The organism is Methylobacterium sp. TK31 (genome assembly GCF_055361545.1).
The window spans coordinates 2,746,805-2,771,741 of record NZ_CM143964.1 but is presented as its reverse complement, the minus strand read 5'-3'; the positions used below and the strand labels follow the sequence as shown (position 1 = coordinate 2,771,741).

Below are 24,937 nucleotides of genomic sequence, written 5' to 3'. Positions count from 1 at the left end.
GGGAGCGCGAACCGTCAGCCCGCCCCGGCGATCCCGTCGAGTTCCCGCCTCGCGTCCTCGGGCAGCTTCAGGCTCGCGGCGCCGAGGTTCTCGCGCAGGTGCTCCGGCGACGACGTGCCGGGAATCAGCAGGATGTTCGGTGACCGGGCGAGGAGCCAGGCGAGGGCCACCTGCATCGGCGTCGCGCCAAGGCGCGCGGCCACCGCCGAGAGCGTCGTCGACTGGAGCGGGCTGAAGCCGCCGAGGGGGAAGAACGGCACGTAGGCGATGCCGGCCGCGGCGAGATCGTCGACCAGGGCGTCGTCGGCCCGGTGGGCGAGGTTGTAGGCGTTCTGCACGCAGGCGATCGGCACGATCGACCGACCCTCGGCCACCTGCCGCGCCGTCACGTTGCTGAGCCCGATCTGGCGCACCAGACCCTGGCGCCGGAGATCGGCGAGGACGCGCAAGGGCTCCGCGATCGAGCCTTCGGCGGGGCCGTGCACGTCGAACATGATGCGCAGGTTGACGACGTCGAGGGCCGCTAGGCCGAGGTTCCTCAGGTTGTCGTGGACCGCGTCCGTCAGGTCGCCGGCCGAGATTGCCGGGTTCCAGGACGCATCCGGGCCGCGGCGCGCGCCGATCTTGGTGACGATGACGAGGTCGTCCGGATAGGGGTGCAGCGCCTCGCGGATGATCTGGTTGGTGACGTGCGGGCCGTAGAAGTCGCTGGTGTCGATGTGGTCGACGCCGCCGGCGATTGCCGCGCGCAGCACCGCGACGGCCTGGGCCCGATCCTTCGGCGGGCCGAACACCTGCGGCCCGGCCAGTTGCATGGCGCCGTAGCCCATCCGGTTCACCGTCCGGTCGCCGAGCCGGTAGGTGCCGGCAGTGTCGAGGTCGTTCATGGGGGTCTCTCCTGTGCGGTGAGCCCGATCTAGACCCCGGGACCGGATGCGATAATACGGGACAATCCGCACGGGTTGTGCGTCGGAGCGAACAGCGATGACGGATCTCAGCGATCTCGCGGCCTTCGTCGCCGTGGCCGAGGCGGGCGGTTTCCGCAATGGCGCCCGCGCCAGCGGATCGAGCGCCTCGGGCCTGAGTGAGGCGGTGCGGCGGCTGGAGACCCGTCTCGGCGTGCGGCTCCTGAACCGCACCACGCGCAGCGTCGCACCGACCGAGGCCGGCCTGCGGCTTCTGGAGCGCCTGAAGCCGGCCTTAAGCGAGGTCGCGGCGGCGGTGGACGTCGTCAACGGCTTCCGCGACCGGCCGGCCGGGACGCTCAAGCTGAATGTGCCGGTCAGCGCCGCCCGGCTGGTGCTGCCCCGGATCGTGCCGCCGTTCCTGGCGGCCTATCCCGACATCCGCCTGGAGGTGATCGCCGACGACAGCTTCGTCGACGTGCTGGCGGCAGGCTGCGATGCGGGGATTCGCTACGACGAGCGCCTGGAGCAGGACATGGTCGCGGTGCCGATCGGCCCGCGCGAGCAACGCTTCGCCACCGTCGCGGCCCCGGCCTATCTCGACCGGCGCGGCCGCCCGGACCACCCGCGCGACCTCCTCGGCCACGCCTGCATCGGCGGCCGCTTCGCCAGCGGCGCGATGACCGCCTGGGAGTTCGAGCGCGACGGCGAGACCGTCACGGTCGACCCGACCGGGCCGCTGATCGTCCGGGTCGGGGCCGCCACCGATCTCGCCGTCGAGGCAGCCATCGCCGGCGTCGGTATCCTCAGCCTGTTCGAGGACTGGCTCCGGCCGCATCTCGACAGCGGCGCCCTGGAGCCCGTGCTGGAGCCCTGGTGGCCACGCTTTCCGGGGCCGTTCCTGTATTATCCCGGGCGGCGCTACCTGCCGGCGCCGCTCCGGGCCTTCGTCGATTTCATCGGGCGGCAGCGGCGCAGGGAGCCTCCGCAGGCGGATCCGTCCCGGCAGGCGCCGGGGACGCCTCCGTAGCGACCGCGCTCCGACGCCCGAGGAGTCGCAACAGCGCTACGGCAGGAGCGGATAGCGGTGGACGATCGCCTGCGAGACTCCATCGCGGATCTCGGCGGAGGTCGCTCGAACGCCCGCCGGCGGCTCATCGATCAGCTTTTTCACATGCGATTTCGCCGAATCCAGGTCGCCGGTCCAAGCCTTCGAACCAAGGGCCGAGGCTTCGTGGCGGAGAATAATACGGAACATAGGTCGCCCTTTTTCTAAATATATCAACGATCATACACATGTTTTCGCAGTCTCCTACAAATAAAAAACTCGCTGCATTTGTTTTTCCAGGATTGCCAGAACCCTGCGCCGAGCGCATCACTGACAGCGCATCTTGCGCGTCGGCGACGGACCATTCGCATGATGGCGCTCCCAGATCTGTCTTGCGAGGACCGCCGATGGACGTCGTACTCACGCCGGTGATTTCGGATCGCGATGCCTGGTCTCTGAAGGACCGACTGGGTCGCGACCTCGGAACGATCCGGAGAAGCGCGGCGGGGGATACCGTCACCGTCAGACCGGAGCCGGGGACGATCCTCGCGACGGTCAAGGTCCAACACCCGAGCCTCGATGAGGCCATGACGGCCATCGCCAAGCTGACGAACGGCGCCTGCAACCTCGACAGCCAGCAATGGGATTAGGTCAGCCGGGATGACAGACCTCCTCGAAGCGGCGCTCGACGTGGCGGTTGCGACGGCCGTTTTGGCGATCGGCGCCAGGATGGTCTGGGCTCGGCCCGGCCGTCAGGCGAAGGCGCTTCCTCGGACGACGTCTCCCGCGCTGCCCATCTGTGCAGCGGCGATCGTCTTCATCATCGGGACGTGCATCGGTGCACCCTGGACCCCGCACTGATCGCGATGGGAGATCCGAACTCGCGCCGCTCCCCGGTCCCGGGGCCCAAGCAATGTCGGTCGGCCACCGTGCGTCTCGATCCGGCATGCGGATCAACGGTACGGCATCGAGTCCGGTCCGAGGCGAACAAGGACGATCGGGTCGAGGACCGGCGCGGGCGGTCCAGGGACGTCGTCCGGACCATGGCTGGGTCCCGGTGGGACCTCGGCAGCCTCATGCGCCCCCGGCGGTCCGTCGCGTTCGCTCACGCGAGGTCTGCCGCGGGCCGGCTCCAGATCAGCAGGCCACTGCGACGGTATCCTCCCGCGCGGCGAGCTTGTCCAACGCGATGAGGGCGGCCAGGGCCCGGCCCAGACGATTGAGCGTCTCGTCGTTCTCGATGAGGGGAAACGCCATTTCCAAAGCACGCGTCGCACCGACGACCGCTGCCTGTGCTGCCGATGATCGACGCCGACGGACGAGTTCTTGAATTGTCATAGAGCATCCTGACCCAACGATCAGTATGCGCTCCGATCTCCGGATCGCCTACACTTATTGTCGTTGGGTCCGCGTGCCGTCGTTCGGGTGACGATGCGCGTCAGCCCGGGTCGACAGCCTGACCCCGGCGTCGATCCGTCATTCCGCATCCTCTGATCCCGATCGGCCCGGGAGATCTCCCGGGCTTCTCAGCGCCGAAAGCGGCGTCGGCGCGAATCCCGTTTCAACCGGCGCGGACGAGCACGTGCTTCTTGCGACCGAAGGAGAGTTTGATCACGCCGTCCGCCGTGAGGTCGGCCGTGCGCAGAACCGCGCGCTCGTCGGTCACCGGCACGTCGTTGACGCGCAGGCCCCCGCTCTTGATCTGGCGGCGTCCCTCGCTGGTGGAGGGCAGGAGCTTGGCGTAGTCCGGCCCGAAGGCCGAGAGCACGCCGAGGCCCGCTTCCAGCAGGTCGGGCGAGACGGTGATGCTCGGCAGGTCCTGGGCGACGGTGCCCTCGACGAAGGTCTTGCGGGCGGTCTCGGCGGCGGCCTCCGCCGCCTCGCGGCCGTGCATCAGGGCGGTGGCCTCCGTGGCCAGCACCTTCTTGGCCTCGTTGATCCCGGCGCCCGTCAGGGCTTCGAGGCGCGCGATCTCGTCCATCGGCAGCAGCGTGAACAGCTTGAGGAAGCGGCCGACATCGGCGTCCTCGCTGTTGCGCCAGAATTGCCAGTAATCGTACGGGCTCAGCATCCCGGCATCGAGCCAGACCGCGCCGGCGGCGGTCTTGCCCATCTTGGCGCCCGAGGCGGTGGTGAGCAGCGGACAGGTCAGCCCGTAGAGCTGCGGCGTACCCATGCGGCGGCCGAGATCGATGCCGTTGACGATGTTGCCCCACTGGTCCGAGCCGCCCATCTGCAGCACGCAGCCGTAGCGGCGATTCAGCTCCACGAAGTCGTAGGATTGGAGGATCATGTAGTTGAATTCCAGGAACGAGAGTTCCTGGTCGCGCTCCAGGCGCATCCGCACGCTGTCCATCGACATCATGCGATTGACCGAGAAGTGGCGCCCGATGTCGCGCAGCATCTCGATGTAGTTCAGCTTCGTCAGCCACTCGGCGTTGTCGATCATCGTCGCGCCGTTGCCGCCGGCCTCGAAGCTGAGGAACCGCGAGAAGGTCTTCTGGATGCCGGCCTTGTTTTCCTCGATCTGCTCGAGGGTGAGGATCTTGCGCGATTCGTCGCGGCCCGAGGGGTCGCCCACCCGCGTCGTGCCGCCGCCCATCAGGGTGATCGGCGTGCCGCCGGTGGCCTGGAGCCAGTGCAGCATCATGATCGAGAGGAGGTGGCCGACATGCAGGGAGGCGGCGGTGCAGTCATAGCCGACATAGGCCGTCAGCCGGCCCTCGCGCGCGGCCGCGTCGATGCCGGCGAGGTCCGACCCCTGGTGGATGTAGCCGCGCTCCGTCAGCACCTTCAGGAAGTCGGATTGCGGCACGAAGGCATCGACGGGCTTGGCGGGGGCGGCCTGGGAGGCGTCGGGGGACATGCGAGGTTCCGGTCTAATGGATCGCGGCGCGGGACAGGGCCGAAGGCCGCGTGATAGCACCGCACGGGTTGTTGGGGCGGCTCTTAGCAGGGCTGCGGACGGATGGCACGGGCATCGAGGCCCGCGGAGGGCACCATGACGATGATGCGCGCGATCGGGCTGATGAGCGGCACCTCCCTCGACGGCGTCGACGTCGCCCTGATCGAGACCGACGGCGAGACCGTGCGCGTGGTCCAGAGCCACAACGGCTACCTCGAACCCCTCGGCCCGACCGGCTATCGCGGCTACACCGAGGAGGACCGGGCCCTGCTGCGCCAGGCCCTGATCGATTCGGAAGGGGTCAGCGCCCGCGAGGACCGGCCCGGCTGCCTCGCCGAGGCCGAGGCCTTCGTCACCGCCGCCCATGCCGAGGCGGTGGAGAGTTTCCTGGCTGATAACGGCCTGACGCCGGCCGACATCGACGTGATCGGATTCCACGGCCAGACCGTGGTGCACCGGCCGGACCAGCGCATGAGCGTGCAGATCGGCGACGGCGCGGCGCTCAGCCGGCGCCTCGGCATCGCGGTGGTGTCGGACCTGCGCCATGCCGACGTGGTGGCGGGCGGGCAGGGCGCCCCCCTGGTCCCGGTGTTCCACCAGGCGCTCGCCCGCGCCTCCGGCTTCGAGGGCGCGCTCGGCATCCTGAACATCGGCGGCGTCGCCAACGCCACCATCCTGTCCTCGAACGGCGACGTCATCGCCTTCGACACCGGCCCCGGCAACGCGCTGATCGACGACTGGATGCGCGAGCGCACCGGCCGCCCCCTCGACGATGGCGGCCGCACCGCCGCCCGCGGGCGCCCCGACGAGCCGCTGCTGGCCTGGCTGCTGATCCACCCGTTCTTCGCCCGGCGCCCGCCGAAATCCCTCGACCGCAACTGGTTCTCGCACAAGCTCGCGGGCCAGCTCTCCACGGAGGACGGCGCCGCGACGCTGACCGCCTTCACCGCCCGCGCGGTGGCCCGCGCCCTCGACCACGCCCCCGAGATTCCGTCGCGCTGGATCGTGGCCGGCGGCGGCGCCCGCAACGGCGAACTCGTCCGGCTGCTGAACTACCACCTGCGGGCCGAGATCACGACGGCGGACGCCATCGGCTGGTCCTCGGCCTACCTCGAGGCGCAGGCCTTCGCGCATCTCGCGGTGCGCTCGCTCAAGGGTCTGCCGATCACCTTCCCGTCGACCACCGGCGTGCGCGAGCCGACGACCGGCGGCGTGCTGGCGCGGCCGGACGCCTGAGCAGATCGGCCACGCCGGGAGGGATATCGACCCGGCGGGTCGCACCGCAAGGCCTCTGGCGAGGCATCTTGAATGTGATCGCGCGCGGCCCGAACCCGCGCCCGACAGACCGGTTCACGGGAGGAAACCCTTCCCGAAAGGCGAGCCATGGCCGGTCCCGAAACCTATCTGCGCTATCACGACGGCATCGAGACACCCGCCCCCGACGAGGACCGGGTGATCGAGGAAATCATCGCCTCGATGACGCGCGAGAGCGAGGTGACGGCCAAGCGCTACGATCACGCCGTCCGGGCGTCGCACGCCAAGGTCAGCGGTGTCGTCGTCGGCGAATTCGTTGTCCCGGACGATCTGCCGGAGCCCCTGCGCCAGGGGCTCTTCGCCCGAGGAGGTACCTATCCGGCGGTGGTCCGCTTTGCGCAGGGGCCGGGCGAGCGTCTGTCGGACACGGTCTCGACCCATCGCGGCATGGCGATCAAGCTGTTCGGCGTCAGCGGCGAGATGCTGCCCGGACACGAGGGCCGGACGACGCAGGATCTGGTCCTCGCCACCGGTCCGGTCTTTCCCAATCCGGATGCCGCCGGATTCCTCGGCAGCATGAAGCAGCTCGAACGCGGCACCCGGGCCCCGGAGGCCGTGAAATCGGCGGTCTCGCACCTCGCGCGCGGCGCCAACACGGTGGTCCGGAGCGTGACGGGGAAGGATTCGGCGCTGCTCGACTTTTTCGGGCACGCGCCGGTTCATCCCCTGTCCGAGGCCTATTACAGCCAAGCCGCCCTGCGCTTCGGCGACCACGTCGCCAAGATCGCGGCGTTCCCGGCCTCGCCGGCCCAGGCGGCGCTCGCCGGCGATCTCCTCGATCCGTCCAAGGATCCCGACGTCTTCCGGCATGCGGTAACCGCGTTTTTCCGAGGCGACGGCGCGGTGTTCGAGATCCGGGCGCAGCTCTGCACCGACCTTGAGACGATGCCCGTGGAGGACGCCTCGAAGGAATGGCCTGAATCGGCGAGCCCCTACCGGACGGTCGCGCGCCTGGTGATCCCGGCCCAGGCGGCCGACAGCCCGGCCCGGCTGGCCTATGCCGACGATTGCCTGTCCTTCCGTCCGGGGCACGGGCTCGCGGCCCATCGTCCGCTCGGCTCGCTCATGCGCGCCCGCCTGAAGACCTATCCGGCGCTGTCGCGCTTTCGGCATGCCCGCAACGGCATCCCGGAGGCCGAGCCGCAGGCGGTCTCCGACATACCCGCCTGACAATCGCATGCCTGACATGGCCGCCCGCCTGAATACCGCCGGACCAGGTGGAGGGGGCGATATGCCCGTGCGCAGCCGCAGGGGCGACCTGCGCCGGACGCGGGCCGCGCGCTGGCCCTCGGGCCAAACCCGCGCTAGAGCGGGGGCGCCATGTCGCACAATACGTTCGGACACCTGTTTCGCGTCACCACCTTCGGCGAGAGCCACGGGGTGGCCCTCGGCTGCGTGGTCGATGGCTGCCCGCCCGGGCTGGCCCTCTCGGCGGAGGACATCCAGGCGGAGCTCGATCGGCGCAAGCCCGGCCAGTCGCGCTTCACCACGCAGCGCCGCGAGCCCGACCAGGTCCGCATCCTCTCCGGCGTCTTCGCCGACGACCGCACCGGCGGCGTCCAGTTGACCACTGGTACGCCGATCGCGCTGGAGATCGAGAACACCGACCAGCGCTCGAAGGATTATTCCGAGATCCGCGACAGCTACCGGCCGGGCCACGCCGATTACGCCTACGACGCCAAGTACGGCATCCGGGACTATCGCGGCGGCGGCCGCTCCTCGGCCCGCGAGACTGCCGCGCGGGTGGCGGCCGGCGCGGTCGCCCGCAAGGTCCTGCCGGCCGGCGTCACCATCCGGGCCGCCCTTGTCCAGATGGGGCCACACGCCGTCGACCGGTCCCGCTGGGACTGGGAGGCGGTGAACGCCAACCCGTTCTTCTGCCCGGACCCGGAGACCGCACGCTTCTACGAGGACTATCTCGACGGCATCCGCAAGGACGGCTCCTCGGTGGGCGCCGTGATCGAGGTCGTGGCCGAGGGCGTCCCCCCCGGGCTCGGCGCGCCGATCTACGGCAAGCTCGACGCGGACCTCGCCGCCGCGATGATGTCGATCAATGCCGTCAAGGGTGTCGAGATCGGCGACGGCTTCGCCTCCGCCGCGCTCCGGGGCGAGGAGAACGCCGACGAGATGCGCTCGGGCAACGGCGGCGCCCCGACCTTCCTCGCCAACCATGCCGGGGGCATCCTCGGCGGCATCTCCACCGGCCAGCCGATCGTCTGCCGCTTCGCCGTGAAGCCGACCTCGTCGATCCTCACCCCGCGCATGAGCGTGACGCGGGACAATCGCGACGTCGACCTCGTCACCAAGGGGCGCCATGATCCCTGCGTCGGCATCCGCGCCGTGCCGGTGGCGGAGGCCATGATGGCATGCGTCCTCGCCGATCACTATCTGCGCCATCGGGGACAGGTCGGCGCGCGGGACTGAACCCGACCGCGCCCTCCTCCGCCCGATCCGCGAACGCCAAATATCCGCGAAACGCCAAGTGTCCGCGAAACGCCAAGAGACAGCCCGTGCCCCATACCCACATCACGCAGGCCATCGAGGCCTATGCCCGCGGCGAGATCGTCGTCGTCACCGACGACGACGACCGTGAGAACGAGGGCGACCTCGTCGTCGCCGCCTCGCTCTGCACGCCGGAGAAGATGGCCTTCATCATCCGCAACACCTGCGGCATCGTCTGCGCGCCCCTGACCCGCGCCGAGGCGCGCCGCCTGCGCCTCGACCCGATGGTGGCCTCGAACGATGCGCCTCTGGGCACCGCCTTCACGGTGACGGTCGACGTCAAGCACGGCCTCACCACCGGCATCTCCGCCGAGCAGCGCTGCAACACGGTGCGGGCGCTCGCCAACGGGAACATGGGCGAGGACGATTTCGTCCGCCCGGGCCACGTCTTCCCGCTCATCGCCAAGGACGGCGGCGTGCTGATGCGCTCCGGCCACACCGAGGCGGCGGTGGACCTGTGCAAGCTCGCGGGCCTGCCCCCGGTGGGCGTGATCTGCGAACTCGCCAACGACGACGGCACGGTGATGAAGGGGCCGCAGATCACGGCCTTTGCGGAGCAGCACAATCTCCAGCGCGTCTCGGTGGCCGATCTCATCGCCTATCGCCAGGCCCGCGAAACGCTGGTGGAGCGGGTCGGCACCTTCCCGGTGAAGACCGAGTTCGGCGAGATGACGGGCTACGCCTACACCACGCCGTTCGAGACCGTGCAGCAATTCGCCTTCGTCCACGGGCGCATCGGCGACGGCAAGGACGTGCTGGTGCGGCTGCACCGCTCCAACGTGGTGGCGGACGTGATCGAGGGCGGGCGCCAGATCGAGGCGGTGATGCGCCGCTTCGCCGAGGAGGGCCGCGGCGTCCTGGTCTACCTGCGCGACGGCACCGCCGGCGTGCCCCTCAAGCCCTTCGCCGAGGAGGGCTCGGAGGCCCAGCGCGTGGCCCAGTGGCGGGAGGTCGGGCTCGGAGCGCAGATCCTGCGTGATCTCGGAATCTCCTCGATCCGCAACCTCGCGACCTCGTCGCGCGCCTATGTGGGCCTGTCGGGCTTCGGGATCGAGTTCCTCGGCGACGAGCGCCTGGAGGGCTGAGGCGGCGCTCCCGCCCCGCCTGCCGGTCCGGCGGTGCTATCGCCGGGATCTGATCGTCGGGACCCGACGATCAGGACTCAGCATCAGGATTCCGCTTCCGCCCCTGACTTTTGGATTTGGCTTCAGGATTTGGAGCCGCCCGACCAGGACAGTCGACGCGGCTGGGGGAGGGGGCGATCGTGTTCGGTGTCGCGGCGCGTCAGGATCTCGCGTGCCGCCAGGACGGTGAAGCGGTACCAGATATAGGCATTCCTCAGGAGCCGCCGTCGGCCCGTCGCATCGACATCATCGATCAACCGCATTCCGATTCCCTCTTCGCTCGACGAGCACCTACGTAGAGTCTACGTAGATTTCCCGGGGATGGAACCAACTTTGTTTACCATGCCGGCGAGAAACGCATGCGGAGGGCGCCGGTCTCGACACTGCCGCTGCTGAAGCAAGTGCCGGGCCGCCGCAGTCGGGATCCGATCATGGAAGGCTCGGCGCGCCATCCGGTTCCCTGACCTCAGCAACATTGTGACTGAATTCGCGTATGCCGGTCCCGTTTCGTCGAGCCCCGGGGCGCGACCCGGTCGGGGACCGGCAGCCACCGTTTCGGGAGGTTTCATGCGGGACGAGAGGGACGGTCGGGTGCTCGTGGCCGGCGGCGGCATCGCGGGGCTGGCGATGGCCCGGGCGCTGCAGCGGCGCGGCGTTCCCTCCCTGACCCTGGAGCGCCGTACCGACGCCCGCGATGCCGGCCTCGCCATCAACCTGCCCGGCAATGCCGTCCGGGCCCTGGCGCAACTCGGGCTCGCCGCGGACCTGCGCCGCTACGGCGCGCCCGTGCGGCGGCGAGACTACCGGACCGAGCGCGGCCGCCTGATCTTCTCCGTCGACGAGGATGCGTTCTGGGGCGAGGCCCTGCGCCCGCACTGCCTGCGCCGCGGCGACCTCCTGCGCCTGCTGGCCGATGGCCTACCCACGGACGCTCTGCGGCGAGGCTCCGCGATCGCGTCCGTCCGCCAGGCGGCCGAGGGCGTCACGCTCGAGATGTCCGATGGATCGACCGAGACCGGAAGCCTGCTGGTCGGTGCCGACGGGGTGAACTCGGCGGTCCGGCGATCCGTGTTCGGGGCGCTGGCGCCGCAATCCGCGGTTTTGGCCGAGGCGAGCTGGCGCTTCATGGCGCCGAACCCGGGCATCGAGGCCTGGACGCTCTGGGCCGGTGCCGGCGGCCTGTTCCTGCTGATCCCGGTCGACCGCGACGAGGTCTACGGCTGGGTCTCGGTGAGCGGGGCGGGAGCCGCCGGCCGCGATCTCGCGGTTCTGCGCGGGGTCTTCGACCGGTTTCCGCAGACCGTCCACGACACGCTGGACCGGGTCCTGCCGAATTCGGATGCGATCCATCATTCGCCGCTCGAAGAGGTCCGCATCCCGCGCTGGAGCGAGGGCCGCGTGCTCCTGGCGGGCGATGCCGCCCACGCCACCGCGCCGGTCTGGGCCCAGGGCGCGGCGCTGGCCCTCGAGGATGCCCTGGTGCTGGCCGGCCTGCTCGGTGAGGGAATGGACCGGGACGCGGTCGGCCCGGCCTGGGAGGCGCTGCGCCGTCCCCGCGTCGCCCATGTCCAGGCGATGACCGACCGCCTGTCGCGCACGGCCAACCTGCCGGACTGGGCGAGGAACCTGCTGCTGCCCATCGTCGGCCCGCGCAGCTACCGCACGACCTACGAACCGCTCCGCGTGCCGGTGCCGGTCTGAGGACAGACGATGGGACGCACCGAACCGGTCGAAGAGCGATCGCGCCTCGATCGTCGAGACAGATTTGAATGTCGGGAGATATCAGGAGGCCCGGTAGCGGCCTCATCGTTCCGGAGGGGAACACCCACTCCGTTGAGTTGGTGCGGCCAAGAGGACTCGAACCTCCACCCCTTGCAGGACTAGCACCTCAAGCTAGCGCGTCTACCAATTCCGCCATGGCCGCATCGTCAACACACCGTTCGCGTCGGTCACCGGGCCCGGAGATCCTGTCTCACTCGGCTGCGGCGGCCGATCTCTCGGGGCGCGGCGCAGCCAATAACAGAGGGATTTCCGTCCGACAAGCGCCGCAAGGGCGGGATCAGAGAAAATCGACGCCGCCTTCGAGGACCGGGACTGCGCCCTCGCCGATGGTGACGCCGGCGAGGCGCACGACCTCGGCCTTCCGGATCAGCTCGGTGATCTCCACGGAGATGCGGTTGCCGGTCACCACGATCTGCCCGCGCGCGATCGGGTGGTCGTTGGCGAGAATCTCGACCATATCGGATTCGGTGGATTCGAGTTCGATCACGGCGCCCCGGCCCATGCGCAGCAGCATGTGCAGCGGCATGTGACTGCGTCCGAGCACCACCTTAAGATCGACCTTCAGGTCTTCGAGAACCGCCACGCGACCCGTCCTTCGTTCCGGGGCGACGCGCGACGCGGCGCCCGCCCTCCCGTCCACCTTCCACGCGCGATGGTGAAGTCTTGGTAAACGAACCCATAACCGCCGCCCGGTTGGCGCTCCCATCGGGGGACTTCCGGGCTGCAGCCGGCTCGGCCCCGGTGGAGTGGCGGATCAGCGACGCGCCCGTTCCCTACGCGGAGGCCGTCGCCGCCATGGAGGAACGGGCCGAGGCCATCGCGGCCGGCCGGGCGCCGGAGCTCGTCTGGCTCCTGGAGCACCCGCCGCTCTACACCGCCGGCACCTCGGCACAGGAGGCCGACCTCGTCGAGCCGGAGCGCTTTCCCGTGCACCGGACGGGGCGGGGCGGGCAATATACCTATCACGGGCCCGGCCAGCGCGTGGCCTACGTGATGCTCGACCTCGACCGGCGGCGCCGGGACCTGCGCGCCTACGTGGCCGCCCTGGAAGCCTGGATCATCGCCACCCTGGAGGCCTTCAACGTGCGCGGCGAGCGCCGGGAGGACCGGGTCGGCGTCTGGGTCCGTCGGCCGGAGCGGGGGGAGGGCGTCGAGGACAAGATCGCCGCCATCGGCATCCGGGTCCGGCGCTGGGTGAGCTTCCACGGCATCAGCCTCAACGTGGAGCCCGAGCTGTCCCACTTCTCCGGGATCGTGCCCTGCGGCATCGCCGGCCACGGCGTTACCAGCCTCGTCGATCTCGGGCACCTCGTGTCGATGCCGGAGGTGGACATGCAGCTGCGCGCCGCCTTCGAGGCGATCTTCGGCGCGACGGTGACGGTGGACTAGATCACCGGCACGCCGCGGCCCTTGGCGTGCTCACCCGGCTCGACGTGGATGACCACCACCGAGCCCTCGATGGCGCTCTCGATCGCGGCTTCGAGCCGGTCGCAGATCGCGTGCGAATCCTGGACCGTCATCGTGCCGGGCACCACCAGGTGGAAGTCGATGAACGTCGCCTGCCCCGCGTGGCGGGTGCGGACGTCGTGGGCCTCCAGGGCACCGGTGCTGTGGATCGAGATCAGTTCGCGGATCTGGGCCACCATCTCGCTGGGGGCCGCCTTGTCCATCAGGCCGCTGACCGACTCGCGGACCATGCCCCAGCCGGACCACAGGATGTTCAGGGCGACGAGCCCGGCGATGAGCGGATCGAGGATCGCGTAGCCGGTGACCGCCACCAGGGCGACGCCGAGGAGGACGCCGCCGGAGGTGACGACGTCGGCCATGACGTGGCGGGCATCCGCCACGAGGGCGGGGGACCGCCATTCCCGGCCCCGCCGGAGCAGGATCATGGCCCAGGCGCCGTTGATCGCGGTGGCGACGAGGTTGACGGCGAGGCCGGTCACCGGTGCGTCGAGGGGTCTGGGGTCGAGGAGACCGTGGAACGATTCCCGCAGGATCAGGATGGCCGCGACGATGATCAGCGCGCCCTCGATCACCGCCGAGAAGTACTCGGCCTTGTGGTGGCCGTAGGGATGGTCGTCGTCGGCCGGGCGCGAAGCCACCCGCAGGGCGACGAGGGCGAACATCGCCGCCACCACGTTGATGATGCTCTCGAGGGCGTCGGAATACAGCGCGAGGCTTCCGGTGACCCAGTAGGCGGCGAACTTGAGCCCCATCACCAGGGCGCCGAGGCCGGCGCTCAGGAGGGCGGCTTTCTGGGTACGGTCCATCACGACGTCCGGTCTCGAGCCGGACGGAGCGGTGCCGCCCGGTGGCGGTGCCATAGCGCCCGTACCGGCGCCAAGGCCACGGCAAAGGTTGAACCCGTCGCTGAACGATTGAGCCGGGGCTATGCCGGGCCGGAATCCTCCGGCACCTCCGGCGCGGCTTGCGCGTCCGGGCTCGGGGATCGGCGTGCCGCCTCGCGGGCGGCGAAGCGTGCGCCTTCGGCCCGCGCGCGCTCCGCCTTGCGCCGCAGGCTCCGGGCGCTCCAGTTCCAGCGAGCCGCATCGGCGAGGGCGTCGAGACGCTGCGCCTCCCGCTCCCAGTACGACACCAGTTGCCCGTCCAGGGTGACGCGGCCCGGCCGTACCAGCCGGGTGATCCCGTCGCTCATGCCATCTTCTCCCGCCATGCTCGCGCGCCGCCCGCGACCGCCTGCAACGATTCTTGTATGGAGCGGACCAACGAATGCAACCTGAGGTCTGAAAACCGAGGCGGCCTCGGCGCTCGCCCGCCAGGAAGTCGGAACCGGCCGGCCCGCCGCAGGTTCCGGCCCATTGATCCGCGCCCGCAAACCATGCAGTTGGCGCGGCATGCGCGTCGATCTCTTCGATTTCGAGCTGCCCGAAGCCAGCATCGCCCTGCGTCCGCCGGTGCCCCGCGACGCCGGGCGCCTCCTCGTGGTCCGTCCGGGCGCGGGCCTGGAGGATTGTCGGGTGCGCGACCTCGCGCAGCTCCTGCGCCGGGGTGACGCCCTGGTCTTCAACGACACCCGGGTGATCCCGGCGCGCCTCACCGGCCTGCGCCACCGCCCGGGCTCGCCGGGCCTTCGGATGGAGGCGATGCTGCACCTGCGCGAGGCGGCAGACAGCTGGCGCGCCTTCGCCCGGCCGGGCAAGCGCCTCGCCCTCGGCGACCGGGTCAGCTTCGGCCGGCACGGCGCCGGCGAGCCCTGTGCCCTCGGCGGTCTCGACGCCACCATCGCGGCGAAGGGGGAGGGCGGCGAGATCACCCTGCGCTTCGATCTCGCAGGACCCGCCCTCGACGAGGCCATCGCGGCCATCGGCGACCTGCCGCTGCCGCCCTACATCGCCGGCAAGCGCTCCACCGACGCGCAGGACGCCACCGACTACCAGACCGTCTATGCCCGCGAGCCCGGAGCGGTGGCGGCCCCCACCGCCGGCCTGCACTTCTCCGAGGCGATGCTGGCCGACCTCGACGCCGCCGGCATCGCCCGCCATACCGTGACGCTCCATGTGGGGGCCGGCACCTTCCTGCCGGTCAAGGCCGACGACACCGCCGATCACCGCATGCATGCCGAGATCGGTCGTCTCGACGCCGACACCGCCGAGGCTCTCAACGCCGTGCGGGCGCGGGGCGGGCGCATCGTCGCCGTGGGCACCACGGCGCTGCGCCTCCTCGAGAGCGCAGCCGATGCCGATGGCCGCCTCCGCGCCTTCGCCGGCCAGACCGAGATCTTCATCACCCCGGGCACCCGCATCCGCGCGGTGGATGCGCTGATGACCAACTTCCACCTGCCGCGCTCGACCCTGTTCATGCTGGTCTCGGCCTTCTCGGGCCTGGAGACCATGCGGGCGGCCTATACGCACGCCATCGCGACGGGCTACCGCTTCTACTCCTACGGCGATTCGAGCCTGCTGTTTCCGGCGCAAACCTGAGGCGCGCCGACGGGTTTGCCTCGAAACCGGTGCAGGCTCTAAGACGGCGGCCATGTCCGAGCCCGTTCCCGCCGCTTCCCGCCTGCCCACCGATTTCACCTTCCGCGTCGACGCCACCGACGGGGCGGCGCGCACCGGCGCCATCACGATGCCGCGCGGCACCATCCGGACGCCGGCCTTCATGCCGGTGGGCACGGCCGCCACCGTCAAGGCGATGTATCCCGGCCAGGTTCGTGACCTCGGCGCCGACGTGGTCCTGGGCAACACCTACCACCTGATGCTGCGCCCCGGCCCCGAGCGCATGGCGCGGCTCGGCGGCCTGCACCACTTCATGAACTGGCCGCACCCGATCCTCACCGATTCCGGCGGCTTCCAGGTCATGTCGCTCTCGGCCCTGCGCAAGCTCGACGAGCAGGGCGTCACCTTCCGCTCCCACGTCGACGGCTCGACCCATCACATGAGCCCGGAGCGCTCCATCGAGATCCAGGGGCTGCTCGGCTCCGACATCCAGATGCAGCTCGACGAATGCGTCCGCCTGCCCGCCGACCACGCCGCCATCGAGAAGGCGATGCACCTGTCCCTGCGCTGGGCCGAGCGCTGCCGGGTCGCCTTCGGCAGCCAGGCCGGCAAGGCGATGTTCGGCATCGTCCAGGGCGGCGACGTGCCGGCCCTGCGGGCGGAGAGCGCCCGCGCCCTCGTCGATCTCGACCTCAAGGGCTACGCCATCGGCGGCCTCGCCGTGGGCGAGCCCCAGGACGTGATGCTGGCGATGATCGAGACCGTGGAGCCGCACCTGCCCGCGGGCAAGCCGCGCTACCTCATGGGCGTCGGCACGCCGGACGACCTGATGCGCTCGGTGGCGCGCGGCATCGACATGTTCGACTGCGTGATGCCGACCCGGGCCGGCCGCCACGGCCTGGCCTATACCCGCCACGGCCGGATCAACCTGCGCAACGCCCGCCACGCCGAGGATACCCGCCCCCTCGACGAGGCCTCGGCCTGCCCGGCGGCCCGCGACTATTCCCGGGCCTACCTCCACCACCTCGTGCGCAGCGACGAGATCCTGGGCATGATGCTGCTGACCTGGAACAACCTGTCCTACTACCAGGACCTGATGGCCGGCCTGCGCGCCGCCATCGCGCAGGGGCGCCTCGCCGATTTCTGCGATGAGACCCGCGCGGCCTGGGCCCGGGCCGAGGCCGAGCGCGCCGCCGCCTGAGCCGCCATCCCCCGGGGACGGCCGCGAAGCCGGTTGACCCCATACCGCCGACCCCCTATTGCGAGCCTCGCTGTTCGACACGGCGCGGCCCCCGGTGCCGCAACGCCCCGTCGCACACGAGCGCGTAGCTCAGTTGGTAGAGCAACGGACTTTTAATCTGTAGGTCCTGGGTTCGAGTCCCAGCGCGCTCACCATTTTCTCATTCTTTGCAATGCTTTAGACGCACTTACAAATTTGGTGCTACCCAATCGTTAGATGGGGTTGCACGGGGGAAGCACCTTGTGGGGTCGCCACCTCGGGATTGTGATACGATGGTTGCGGCCTACGGCGCGTTCGGCCGTGGCGCTGCTTCATCAAGATGCCGACTTTCGCCCAGATGTAGAGCGAGAGCAGCGCCACCGGCAGCTCGATCAGCGAAGTCCCGACGAAGAACTAGGTGAAGCCTGTGTGCTCGATGGCGAAGCCGGAAACGCCCGCCAGGACGCTGCCCGGGAAGGCACACAACGATGTAAGGGGCCCGACCTGGCTCGCCGCGTGATCGGCCGATGCGAGGGTCGACATGTAGGTGATGAGTACGACCGACGCGAAGGCGTAGGCGAAACCGTCGATGCTCACGGCGGCCGCGAACGTCCAGAACGCCGTTCCCCCATCGCCTCCGTGCGCGGCGAGGTAGGCGAGGCTGAGATGGGAGGCCGAGCCCGCCACCGTGCCGATGAGAAGGCTCGGCAGCATGCCGATCCGCGGGATTAGGGCACCGGCCATGAAGGTGCCTCCGAGAGCGATCCAGAAGCCGAAGAGCTTGGTGGCGATGTCGGTGTTCGAGAACCCCTGGTGCTTGAACAGCGGAATGGCCATGGCGCTCGCCACATAGCCCGGCATGCGAAAGCCGGTGACGAGGAGCAGGATCACGGGCGCCATCGGCCCGAGCCGGGTCAGAAGCTCCCGGATCGGCGCCCAGATCGTATCGAGGAAGCTGGCCCGGGCCAGGTGGGAGAGCTTGTCCGAGGGCGGCTCCGGCGCGAACAGGGCGGCCAGCATGCCCGGCAGCATGAGTGCGGCCATGCAGAGGTAGGCTCCACGCCAGCCAATTTTGTCCGCCAGGAACAAAACGCCTGCGCCGGCCGCGAGGTTGCCGACGCGCCAGCCGATCTCCGTCCATGACGAGAGCACGGCCTGCTTCGCTGGAGGACTCACAAGGGTGACCGTCGCTAACCTAAGCCAAGCCCCATAGCGACAATTTGCAACACCTACCGAAAGGTCCGTCATACTGATCGACGCGGGAAGCGCCATCGGTAGAGAAAGACAGCTACGTTGTGCGGTGTTCAGGCGACCGCCTCTCTCTTTACAAGGGGCCGAGTGATGGGCAAAAGAACGGCTCCCCCGGGTATTCTTGCAGGCTTCGCCTGACCATCTCATCTAGCTCAAGCGAGCGCTTCTGGCCCAATCACCTTCGCTGGACGGTTCAACGTTCACGGCGGACGTTTACCGTGCGAGTGGCAGAGCCGAGGACTTATCAACCTACGACGCATGCGGACCTCTTCGCGCAGGTGATCACTCAATTGGTGAGCCCGAGCCCGCCGGAACTGACCGATGTGGGATATCAATCGCTGACCACGCCGGAGCCGTTTGATCTACTGGTATTTCCCGAGGCATTCGCGCCACTGGACATGGTGCTTGAGGTTCTTCGAGCCTTGGCCGTTCTCAACGTGCCCGGCTTGATCCATGTAGGCTTGCGCTCGTCGCGCGACTTGACTAGCCACCTGATCGGCGCCGAGGAGTTGCGCTGTTTCATGGATGCCCTCAGCTCCATACCAAATCTTGCGACGGAAGACCTCGACAATTTCTTGTCTTGGTTGCGCCGCCAGAATCAGACTGGAAGTTTTAATGTTGGCTGTCTCTTTGCGAGTGATGTGCAGGGTCGGCTCCGCATCTGCCTGCATCCAAAGCTAATACGTTCGCAGTGGGAAACCAGCCCGATACCGGACGGGACAATGGTGGAAGGAGACCTTTTAACTCTCGTGACTTTACAGCCGTCCGATCGAAGGTTCTTCCCAGTCACAATTCAGCCGATGATCTGCTCCGACGTTCTTAACCTGCAGACGGACCGCGGGACGCAGTCGCCTCTCCAGGAGTTGCATCGAGAAGCGAATATTTTCGAAGCCCCCCCCGATTACGTGGACATCGTTTCTGTCACCACCTGTACACCGCAAAAACGAAGCATGTCGGCAGATGGACGGGCGTATAGGGAATGGCACCAAGATTTTCGCGCTGCTTTCGACCGCGCAGCCCACGACGGGGGCCTGCCGCGCCACCACTTCGCAAGCTTTGTGCTCTCAAACTTCCATACGCTTCCCGAGCAGCAGCCGGGCGGCCTCTCCGGAATTTTTGAGCCGGTAGCACCCGGCCACGTTATCCCGCATCGACACATCGACCTAACCTGCTTTGGGAACCCGAAAGCCAATTCCGGCAACAATCGCTGGTCAACGCCTGACGACGACCCGATCCAGACTTGGCGGGTGCGCGGCTACATAGCCGCGCTAGACCCGGAGGTCGATGATCCAGACGCGGCAGTGGCAATCTTCGGCTTCACCCTGCCAACTCTGCTCCGTGACACGTCGCCTTGGAAGCCGCGGTCGGGCGTGCGTAACTGTGATGTTATAATTGCGAGATGGGTCGATCCGCGGACCATTGCCCTAACTCGGTCCGGAAATTCGCTATGAAAACCGCCTTTTGTGCAGAGAGCTTCGAAACAGACCTGTTACTGTGGATCGTAGTGAGTCATCTGCTCACCGCCGACCTCGTAGCAGACCTTGCTCGCGCCCTAGTCAAGGTCAGCAGTGAGGGTGGGGTGCAGTGGGACGATCTATTTGAGGATCAGCTTGCCGGAGGCCCGCCCCACCTTGCAAACCTCCTTGTCCGACACCGGACGACCAGCCAACCCGTCGCATCATTCCTCCAGCGGGCTATATGGCCTCTCATCGCTTCCAACGACGATCCCCCAATCGCGTTTGACGACAAGCTCTCCGGTGCTGAAATGGCCCGCTTTCAGGCTGTACGCTACGCCTTCGAGTTGGCACGTCGGGATCTAGCCACCTATGGGGAGCTCAAACGCTCTCTAGGCGCCCCTCCGGAGGCGCTGGTACCGCTGCTCGCAGCCTATGATTTGGTGGCAGACCTCGCCAAAACCGGGTCGGTGGAGGGTATTGAGAAACTAGATCTCAGCCTTCCGCAGAGCCCGAGCGTCCTGTCCGCCGTATTGCTGAAGCACCTCGGCGACCTTTGCTTAGATCTGGACCGGCCTCATCACGCGCGGTCCCTTTACCGTAAGGCTGCTTTAAGACTCAGCCCGCAAACGCCACCGGCCTGGGCGGCTCTCCAAGAGGGCCTGAAATGGATTATTCTTCAGTCTGATGCCTCGGCGAGACGCGATGTTGAGGGACCGGGAAGAGCAGCCGAGGTCCTTTTGCCGCCGCTGCAGAGCCAGTCGCTTGCAACCGCGCCGATCTTCCGTGTCAACGCCCCCCACGATGCCTTAAACGCCGAAATTCTAGCCGCCGACAGCTTTAGCTTCCCTACCATCGAACGGACTCAAGTGCTTTTCGCGCCGCACTTGGTCGTAGCGCACGACCTAAATGCCGCGTTGGACGCTTGGCGCAGGAAGGAATGGCGTGACGCCAACCGCTTTTTCTGGGCAACGCTGCGTCGACAGATTGCCTTGGGAAGCGCTAGCGATGCTCGCCGAACGAAAGCCTTGTTCGGCGTATTCATTTCAGAAGAGCTCACTGAGAGCATCCGGCGCGTGCGGCGGCCGGAGGGCTTTGTCATGGCTATGAGACTTATGATCGAAAGCGGTGACCCCGAAATAGTTAATAAGACGCATTGGTCAAAGCCGCTGCTTTCCGCCTACTTGAATAAGAATTTGATTGAAGACCTTCTCGCACGGGCGGACGCGCACGCCGGCGTGCGTTCGGAGCGACGCAGCGTGCTGATCCGCTTGTTCGCCGAATGGCTCATCGAGATGCCGGCTGACCAGAAGCCGCTGGCAGCGCCCCTTATTGACGCAATCGCTGTCGCCGCGCGCGACGAGCCATTCTCGACACTTCAAGGCAGAGGTCTTGCAGGCGAGAGCCTGAAAGCGCTGCAGCGGATCGCGGAGGTCCGGCCGGAGCTAGCCCGGACGGCCTCAACCGCAGTGGCGGACGGGATAATTGCACACTTGGCAACAGGAGCGTTCCGTCCGGCTTGGGCGGCGCTCGACACAGCCTACTCCTATGCTGACGTGTTCGAACCGACGGACCTGCGTCGTTGCATTGAGGCGACTCTGGCACTGCTCGACACGATTGATCCGGGCGATGCTGCTTGGCCCGTCATCCGGCCAGCGCTCGGTCTCCTCTCGGATGTGCCCACACAATCCCTCTGGTGCGACGACCCTTCTCTGGGCAAACGTTGCGCCGAGACAGTCGTGCGCTTTGGACTAGCATCGCGCAGTGAAAACGTCCGGCTGATGTTCCTGCTTAAAGATATTACTCCACACTTAGTCCTGTCTAAAGATCAAGAAAACGCAATTTCTGAGATCGTGCAAGACCTTCGGCAGCGTGTTCACGAAATTAATTCCTCGGCGGTGTCGGGTTGCATCGCCAGCCTGCTTGAGGCGCCCGGCGTTTCCGGCAAAGCGGGCGTGGAAGAGGCGCTCTCCGCCCTGCGCGCTGTGATAGATAGCGCGGCGAGCGCGCATCGCAGCATTGGCCTACCACTCGCCTACCAACCCCTTTTGCAGCTGGTACAAGGGGAAACTCGCCTACGTCGTGACCTGTCTCTCAGCAATGAGGGCATTCGTGAATTACTCAGCCCCTTGCTACCCAGCATTCTGAGGCTATGGCACGCTGCGGCGAAGAACCCACTGATCTTCGCCAGCTTCGCCATCCCGCCGCGTACCACGCCTGACGCGGCAATCGTCCATAATTGGTCCTTCGCTAGCATAGCATTTGCTGACTTCCTGGGCGTCCGGGAAGAGGTTGAGTCGGCGCTCGCGGAAGCGGCCCAGCGTCCGGAGTTGGCTGCCTCAATTACTGTTGGCCGCGCAGTGCGACTATCTGGGGATCCGCAAACGACGCTGGACCCTAATACCATTCGCACGGACACTGAGCATGCCTTTTACGCGGCACTCGGCCAGCGGCTTGTGCTCCTCCGCCAAGAGCCCGAAGCGGTCCGCCACGCCGTGCTCCAGGCGCTCACGGAGCAATGCATACGTCTGGGCCCCACCGGACTCGATGCCGCAGTATTTGCTCTTGCGGCCGTAGATGGTGTCGTGACGTCAGCACCGGATGCCGTTGATGCGTACCGCCAGAGGCTCTCGCGAAATGAGGCGCTGAAATTTAGTCTCGGCGCTTTGTTGGATTCACTCTATTCTATCAACCCAAGATCAGTATCATGAATATCAGTACCGCAGCGATAAATAGTATTTGCAGCAAGTAGACCTCCTGATCGTCTGAGAGAGGTCGGGACCCGCCGTGCAGCGGCGCTACCTGTTCAAGATTTATGTGCCTTCCAATCCAATTTACGCTGTAATATAGTTGCTCGTCGCATATGATCGTATGACGCGCTGCCGCGGAGCGCGTCTTGGCTCTCCCTGATGGGAAATCGAGTTGCGGTTGCCGGCCCAGGGCCGGGGTGAGACAAAGGGTAAAGACCTCTTGAGCCCGTTCGGTGTCGCGCCGGACGGGCTCAATCGTTTCCGTGAGGCGTCGCCTCGCAACGCGCTTCGAGGCGTCGTCTTTCGGGTGCACATGATCCCGTACTCCCTGTGTCGGTGTACATAAATTCTGCACATAGCGAATGTAATCGCAGATCGCTTGAACAGCTTTTATGTTCAAGGGGATCAAAAATGAGAATGTTTAATTATTTGTGTTGCGCTTAGTTTTCTATTGCGTTAGTCGGTTTATTGACTCGAAGAATTCAATCGTCCTTAAAATGGTTCTTGTATAGTACGGAGGTATGTCGATGAATTTGCACGAAGAAGCAAATCTTGCAGGAATTGAGTTTGGCCATGTATTTGGATCAATAAGGCGGGTGGATGTTCTTGGGTCGGCCATCCACATGATGCTTGGGGGCTTATCGAAAGACGCCATTGATGAGGAGCGCCACAGGGCTTTGTCTCATGTCGTATCGGCGATGCAAGACGAAGCTGCACAAGCTGAAAAGATGCTCGAAAAGCTGGTGATGTTGCACGCGCCAGAGCAGGCCATACCTTCACGGCAGCGCGAATTGGACGCTGCATAGCGTTTCGGCGAGAAGAGCGTTTGGCCGGAACGTTTTGTTGGTAGGCGAGTGACGGAAGTAGCTTGTTCCATGTGGACGCCTATCTGGGCAATGCCGAACGTATTGCTGTCCGAGCCGATCAATTCGCCATTTATGGCAATGGTCGGATGCCGAGACGACCGAGTGCAGCAGGTCGCAGCCGACCACCCCATCCTGACGAAGTTCCTTAGTCGTTTCCAAGATGAGTTCGGGTCGCGCGTCTGGCCGACCGTTCTAATGTGCCGCAACGATGCTCCCGAAAGCATCCGTACCAAGGAGGCGCTTGGGGCCTTTCGGGATATGGTTTCGATCAGCGCCGTTAGCTCCTCCCATAGCCGCGTGCTGAAATGGCTGCGTCCGACCGGCATCCAATTTTCGGATGCCTTCGACATCTACCCTTGGCACCTAGGGAATGATTGGAGCGATCACCTCTACGCCTTCACGCCAGCAATTACTGGCGTCCATGAGGTTGTCCAGTTACGTGGTCAATCTGCACCTGCGCTAGGGGAGCGCATGCTAGGTGAAAGGGATTTAGATGAGCCGTTATTGTCCGCGCTGTTGGGTTGCTGGCATGATCACTATGGCGCTGGGAATCAGACCTCAGAGCACCGACGCTTGTTCCGTGCGCTTGATATGGCCCGGGCTGCCTCCAGAATGCCTGGCGGTGCCGACTCGACGTTTTATGACGGTGGTCGCGCCGTTGCGCTTTGGGTAAGCGCGTTTGAGATCCTAGCCCACGACGGTCGTGCTGACCTGTCCAGGGTACTTGCCCTCCTCAATCGTGCACCATGGGAGCACGAAGCGCTTAAGAGGATGGACCGAGTTGTGCACCGCGGGCCGAAGGTGTCTGCGGTCCAGACAAATACAGCTGGTGAGGTCTGCCGCGCGCTCTATGGTGTACGAAACGCCTTCCTCCACGGCGAGCCAGTTACCCCTGAAAGCCTGCGTCTTCCGCGATGCCAGCGGTACGTCCTGCAGTTTGCCGCCCCGCTATTTCGAATGGCGCTGGCCGCCTACCTCGATCTCCGATTTCGTGACGAGATCCCGGATTTTGCGGTCGATCCCGAAGGTGCGGGGCGCTTCGTTACAGATCGAATGGACTTTCTCGCCCCCCAACGGCTCGCGGAGGGGGCGATCCTTCTTGCAGACGAGCCCCCCCGCAGGTGACGGATAATAGGCTAGATAGCGTTGGACGGGCTCAAAGACATCGAGCGCTTGAGGCGCGTGGTCACCAAACCCTTAAAGCCTGTTAGAGATCCTGCTGTGACATTCGTCCAAACGCTCGATCGGTCGGATGCAACGGGGACGGCTTGTGGCGCGCAACATCGACATCCCATATCGCGGGTACCGCATCATCGCTGCGGTCCTCAGCGGCCAGCACCTTGCGCAGGTCTACGTCGGCAAGACGTTGGCGATCCGGGATCGCTTCGAAGGCAGCTCCCTAGGGGAGGCTGCCGACAATGCACGTACCTGGATTGATGCTCACCGCTCCCGGATGATCCAAAGCCGCCGGCTCGCTCAGGTCGGTACGGCAGAAGAGTACATCTCGTTCTTCTCCGCTCATCCCCCAGCTCAGCACCACCGAGCTATGCTCGTGGCTCACGCAGCCGCTCCGGATCGCACACTCACTGCCGGCGCTCTGGCAGCTGCGGCCGGATGGTCCGACTTCGGATCTGCAAACCTGCACTACGGGCTCCTCGGCGAGCAAGTGGCGCATGCGCTTGAGCTGGAGCTTCCACGCCGCGGGGACGGAACGCCTGTCGCGACGGCAGCCCTTGCTAAGTCTGCTGACCCAGATTGGAAGCCCGTAGACGGCTCTTTCCGCTGGCGCATGCACGATGAGGTCGCCGAGGCCTTACACCGCCTCAACATCCGGTAGAGGCGGCTCCATGGCTCA

Annotated in this window: 24 protein-coding genes and 2 tRNA genes; 17 read left to right on the top strand and 9 right to left on the bottom strand. The window is 66.7% G+C overall.

The features are described from left to right. Positions 1-14: 14 nt before the first annotated feature. Positions 15-887: an aldo/keto reductase family oxidoreductase gene (locus ACXJY8_RS12860; RefSeq protein ID WP_463769447.1), complete on the bottom strand. Its 873-nt coding sequence runs from the start codon at positions 885-887 to the stop codon at positions 15-17. Positions 888-984: 97 nt separating this feature from the next. On the opposite strand from ACXJY8_RS12860, the gene ACXJY8_RS12855 reads away from it, so the two are divergent. After that, a complete protein-coding gene (locus ACXJY8_RS12855; RefSeq protein ID WP_463769445.1) occupies positions 985-1,935 on the top strand; it encodes a LysR family transcriptional regulator in 951 nt (316 codons plus the stop codon). 36 nt (positions 1,936-1,971) lie between these two features. On the opposite strand, the gene ACXJY8_RS12850 is transcribed toward ACXJY8_RS12855, so the two are convergent. Next, positions 1,972-2,163 (bottom strand): hypothetical protein, encoded by a 192-nt coding sequence (locus tag ACXJY8_RS12850; RefSeq protein WP_463769442.1) that lies wholly within the window; start codon positions 2,161-2,163, stop codon positions 1,972-1,974. Positions 2,164-2,360: 197 nt separating this feature from the next. Between ACXJY8_RS12850 and ACXJY8_RS12845 the strand changes: the two genes are divergently transcribed. Both ACXJY8_RS12845 and ACXJY8_RS12840 read left to right on the top strand, forming a co-directional pair. Continuing rightward, positions 2,361-2,603: a hypothetical protein gene (locus ACXJY8_RS12845; RefSeq protein ID WP_463769440.1), complete on the top strand. Its 243-nt coding sequence runs from the start codon at positions 2,361-2,363 to the stop codon at positions 2,601-2,603. A gap of 10 nt (positions 2,604-2,613) precedes the next feature. After that, the gene (locus ACXJY8_RS12840) at positions 2,614-2,814 is read left to right on the top strand and encodes a hypothetical protein (protein ID WP_463769437.1); all 201 of its coding nucleotides are present in this window, start codon (positions 2,614-2,616) and stop codon (positions 2,812-2,814) included. Between the two features lie 700 nt (positions 2,815-3,514). On the opposite strand, the gene tyrS is transcribed toward ACXJY8_RS12840, so the two are convergent. Next, complete coding sequence (gene tyrS / locus ACXJY8_RS12835; RefSeq protein WP_463769435.1) at positions 3,515-4,819, bottom strand: tyrosine--tRNA ligase; 1,305 nt, start codon at positions 4,817-4,819, stop codon at positions 3,515-3,517. A 135-nt stretch (positions 4,820-4,954) separates the two neighbouring features. Between tyrS and ACXJY8_RS12830 the strand changes: the two genes are divergently transcribed. From ACXJY8_RS12830 to ribB, 4 genes are all read left to right on the top strand, one after another. Beyond that, positions 4,955-6,094, top strand: a complete 1,140-nt coding sequence (locus tag ACXJY8_RS12830; RefSeq protein ID WP_463769433.1) for an anhydro-N-acetylmuramic acid kinase — start codon at positions 4,955-4,957, stop codon at positions 6,092-6,094. Positions 6,095-6,241: 147 nt separating this feature from the next. Next, a complete protein-coding gene (locus ACXJY8_RS12825; protein WP_463769431.1) occupies positions 6,242-7,342 on the top strand; it encodes a catalase family protein in 1,101 nt (366 codons plus the stop codon). A 150-nt stretch (positions 7,343-7,492) separates the two neighbouring features. Further along, positions 7,493-8,596, top strand: coding sequence for a chorismate synthase (gene aroC, locus ACXJY8_RS12820; protein WP_463769428.1), 1,104 nt, complete (start codon positions 7,493-7,495; stop codon positions 8,594-8,596). Positions 8,597-8,682: 86 nt separating this feature from the next. Then, positions 8,683-9,759 (top strand): 3,4-dihydroxy-2-butanone-4-phosphate synthase, encoded by a 1,077-nt coding sequence (ribB, locus tag ACXJY8_RS12815; RefSeq protein ID WP_463769426.1) that lies wholly within the window; start codon positions 8,683-8,685, stop codon positions 9,757-9,759. A 122-nt stretch (positions 9,760-9,881) separates the two neighbouring features. Here the strand turns inward: ribB and ACXJY8_RS12810 are convergent, their stop codons facing one another. Beyond that, complete coding sequence (locus tag ACXJY8_RS12810; protein WP_463769422.1) at positions 9,882-10,061, bottom strand: hypothetical protein; 180 nt, start codon at positions 10,059-10,061, stop codon at positions 9,882-9,884. A 304-nt stretch (positions 10,062-10,365) separates the two neighbouring features. Between ACXJY8_RS12810 and ACXJY8_RS12805 the strand changes: the two genes are divergently transcribed. Beyond that, positions 10,366-11,499 carry an FAD-dependent monooxygenase gene (locus tag ACXJY8_RS12805; protein WP_463769419.1) on the top strand — a complete coding sequence of 378 codons (1,134 nt, stop codon included), beginning with the start codon at positions 10,366-10,368 and terminating at the stop codon, positions 11,497-11,499. Positions 11,500-11,637: 138 nt separating this feature from the next. Here the strand turns inward: ACXJY8_RS12805 and ACXJY8_RS12800 are convergent. Together ACXJY8_RS12800 and ACXJY8_RS12795 are read right to left on the bottom strand one after the other, a co-directional pair. Then, positions 11,638-11,722: transfer RNA gene (locus ACXJY8_RS12800), tRNA-Leu, on the bottom strand. Between the two features lie 135 nt (positions 11,723-11,857). Then, positions 11,858-12,163 carry a FliM/FliN family flagellar motor switch protein gene (locus ACXJY8_RS12795; protein WP_056211093.1) on the bottom strand — a complete coding sequence of 102 codons (306 nt, stop codon included), beginning with the start codon at positions 12,161-12,163 and terminating at the stop codon, positions 11,858-11,860. Between the two features lie 80 nt (positions 12,164-12,243). Between ACXJY8_RS12795 and lipB the strand changes: the two genes are divergently transcribed. Continuing rightward, positions 12,244-12,969 carry a lipoyl(octanoyl) transferase LipB gene (gene lipB, locus ACXJY8_RS12790; protein ID WP_463769417.1) on the top strand — a complete coding sequence of 242 codons (726 nt, stop codon included), beginning with the start codon at positions 12,244-12,246 and terminating at the stop codon, positions 12,967-12,969. Here the strand turns inward: lipB and ACXJY8_RS12785 are convergent. Both ACXJY8_RS12785 and ACXJY8_RS12780 read right to left on the bottom strand, forming a co-directional pair. After that, on the bottom strand, positions 12,966-13,853 hold the full coding sequence (locus ACXJY8_RS12785) for a cation diffusion facilitator family transporter (protein ID WP_463769415.1): 888 nt from the start codon (positions 13,851-13,853) through the stop codon (positions 12,966-12,968). The two genes, lipB and ACXJY8_RS12785, sit on opposite strands and share 4 nt — an antisense overlap. Before the next feature lie 119 nt (positions 13,854-13,972). After that, positions 13,973-14,239 (bottom strand): hypothetical protein, encoded by a 267-nt coding sequence (locus tag ACXJY8_RS12780; protein WP_463769413.1) that lies wholly within the window; start codon positions 14,237-14,239, stop codon positions 13,973-13,975. A gap of 199 nt (positions 14,240-14,438) precedes the next feature. On the opposite strand from ACXJY8_RS12780, the gene queA reads away from it, so the two are divergent. From queA to ACXJY8_RS12765, 3 genes are all read left to right on the top strand, one after another. Beyond that, on the top strand, positions 14,439-15,524 hold the full coding sequence (gene queA / locus ACXJY8_RS12775) for a tRNA preQ1(34) S-adenosylmethionine ribosyltransferase-isomerase QueA (RefSeq protein WP_463769411.1): 1,086 nt from the start codon (positions 14,439-14,441) through the stop codon (positions 15,522-15,524). Positions 15,525-15,576: 52 nt separating this feature from the next. Beyond that, positions 15,577-16,743: a tRNA guanosine(34) transglycosylase Tgt gene (tgt, locus tag ACXJY8_RS12770; protein ID WP_463769409.1), complete on the top strand. Its 1,167-nt coding sequence runs from the start codon at positions 15,577-15,579 to the stop codon at positions 16,741-16,743. Between the two features lie 118 nt (positions 16,744-16,861). Continuing rightward, positions 16,862-16,937 (top strand) — tRNA-Lys (locus ACXJY8_RS12765). 238 nt (positions 16,938-17,175) lie between these two features. On the opposite strand, the gene ACXJY8_RS12760 is transcribed toward ACXJY8_RS12765, so the two are convergent. Then, entirely contained in the window at positions 17,176-18,009 is an 834-nt protein-coding gene (locus tag ACXJY8_RS12760; protein WP_463769407.1) for an MFS transporter, read from the bottom strand. 281 nt (positions 18,010-18,290) lie between these two features. Between ACXJY8_RS12760 and ACXJY8_RS12755 the strand changes: the two genes are divergently transcribed. The 5 genes from ACXJY8_RS12755 (at position 18,291) to ACXJY8_RS12735 (ending at position 24,919) form a co-directional block, all read left to right on the top strand. Then, entirely contained in the window at positions 18,291-19,463 is a 1,173-nt protein-coding gene (locus tag ACXJY8_RS12755; protein WP_463769405.1) for a hypothetical protein, read from the top strand. After that, the gene (locus ACXJY8_RS12750; protein WP_463769403.1) at positions 19,460-22,177 is read left to right on the top strand and encodes a hypothetical protein; all 2,718 of its coding nucleotides are present in this window, start codon (positions 19,460-19,462) and stop codon (positions 22,175-22,177) included. The genes ACXJY8_RS12755 and ACXJY8_RS12750 overlap by 4 nt, the downstream gene beginning before the upstream one ends. Positions 22,178-22,743: 566 nt before the next feature. Next, the gene (locus ACXJY8_RS12745) at positions 22,744-23,022 is read left to right on the top strand and encodes a hypothetical protein (protein WP_463769401.1); all 279 of its coding nucleotides are present in this window, start codon (positions 22,744-22,746) and stop codon (positions 23,020-23,022) included. A gap of 69 nt (positions 23,023-23,091) precedes the next feature. Beyond that, positions 23,092-24,207: a hypothetical protein gene (locus tag ACXJY8_RS12740; RefSeq protein ID WP_463769399.1), complete on the top strand. Its 1,116-nt coding sequence runs from the start codon at positions 23,092-23,094 to the stop codon at positions 24,205-24,207. A gap of 145 nt (positions 24,208-24,352) precedes the next feature. Beyond that, positions 24,353-24,919, top strand: coding sequence for a hypothetical protein (locus tag ACXJY8_RS12735; protein ID WP_463769397.1), 567 nt, complete (start codon positions 24,353-24,355; stop codon positions 24,917-24,919). Positions 24,920-24,937: the final 18 nt, after the last annotated feature.

Bases quoted from the DNA above. Each gene is read 5' to 3' on its own strand.
- ACXJY8_RS12840 (WP_463769437.1), top strand. From the start codon at position 2,614: ATGACAGACCTCCTCGAAGCGGCGCTCGACGTGGCGGTTGCGACGGCC.
- ACXJY8_RS12825 (WP_463769431.1), top strand. From the start codon at position 6,242: ATGGCCGGTCCCGAAACCTATCTGCGCTATCACGACGGCATCGAGACA.
- tyrS (WP_463769435.1), bottom strand. From the start codon at position 4,819: ATGTCCCCCGACGCCTCCCAGGCCGCCCCCGCCAAGCCCGTCGATGCC.
- ACXJY8_RS12745 (WP_463769401.1), top strand. From the start codon at position 22,744: ATGAATTTGCACGAAGAAGCAAATCTTGCAGGAATTGAGTTTGGCCAT.
- tgt (WP_463769409.1), top strand. From the start codon at position 15,577: ATGTCCGAGCCCGTTCCCGCCGCTTCCCGCCTGCCCACCGATTTCACC.
- ACXJY8_RS12850 (WP_463769442.1), bottom strand. From the start codon at position 2,163: ATGTTCCGTATTATTCTCCGCCACGAAGCCTCGGCCCTTGGTTCGAAG.
- queA (WP_463769411.1), top strand. From the start codon at position 14,439: ATGCGCGTCGATCTCTTCGATTTCGAGCTGCCCGAAGCCAGCATCGCC.
- ACXJY8_RS12805 (WP_463769419.1), top strand. From the start codon at position 10,366: ATGCGGGACGAGAGGGACGGTCGGGTGCTCGTGGCCGGCGGCGGCATC.
- ACXJY8_RS12830 (WP_463769433.1), top strand. From the start codon at position 4,955: ATGACGATGATGCGCGCGATCGGGCTGATGAGCGGCACCTCCCTCGAC.
- ACXJY8_RS12810 (WP_463769422.1), bottom strand. From the start codon at position 10,061: ATGCGGTTGATCGATGATGTCGATGCGACGGGCCGACGGCGGCTCCTG.
- ACXJY8_RS12855 (WP_463769445.1), top strand. From the start codon at position 985: ATGACGGATCTCAGCGATCTCGCGGCCTTCGTCGCCGTGGCCGAGGCG.
- ACXJY8_RS12860 (WP_463769447.1), bottom strand. From the start codon at position 887: ATGAACGACCTCGACACTGCCGGCACCTACCGGCTCGGCGACCGGACG.
- aroC (WP_463769428.1), top strand. From the start codon at position 7,493: ATGTCGCACAATACGTTCGGACACCTGTTTCGCGTCACCACCTTCGGC.
- ACXJY8_RS12785 (WP_463769415.1), bottom strand. From the start codon at position 13,853: ATGGACCGTACCCAGAAAGCCGCCCTCCTGAGCGCCGGCCTCGGCGCC.
- ACXJY8_RS12740 (WP_463769399.1), top strand. From the start codon at position 23,092: ATGTGGACGCCTATCTGGGCAATGCCGAACGTATTGCTGTCCGAGCCG.
- ACXJY8_RS12760 (WP_463769407.1), bottom strand. From the start codon at position 18,009: ATGACGGACCTTTCGGTAGGTGTTGCAAATTGTCGCTATGGGGCTTGG.
- ACXJY8_RS12780 (WP_463769413.1), bottom strand. From the start codon at position 14,239: ATGAGCGACGGGATCACCCGGCTGGTACGGCCGGGCCGCGTCACCCTG.
- ACXJY8_RS12750 (WP_463769403.1), top strand. From the start codon at position 19,460: ATGAAAACCGCCTTTTGTGCAGAGAGCTTCGAAACAGACCTGTTACTG.
- ACXJY8_RS12845 (WP_463769440.1), top strand. From the start codon at position 2,361: ATGGACGTCGTACTCACGCCGGTGATTTCGGATCGCGATGCCTGGTCT.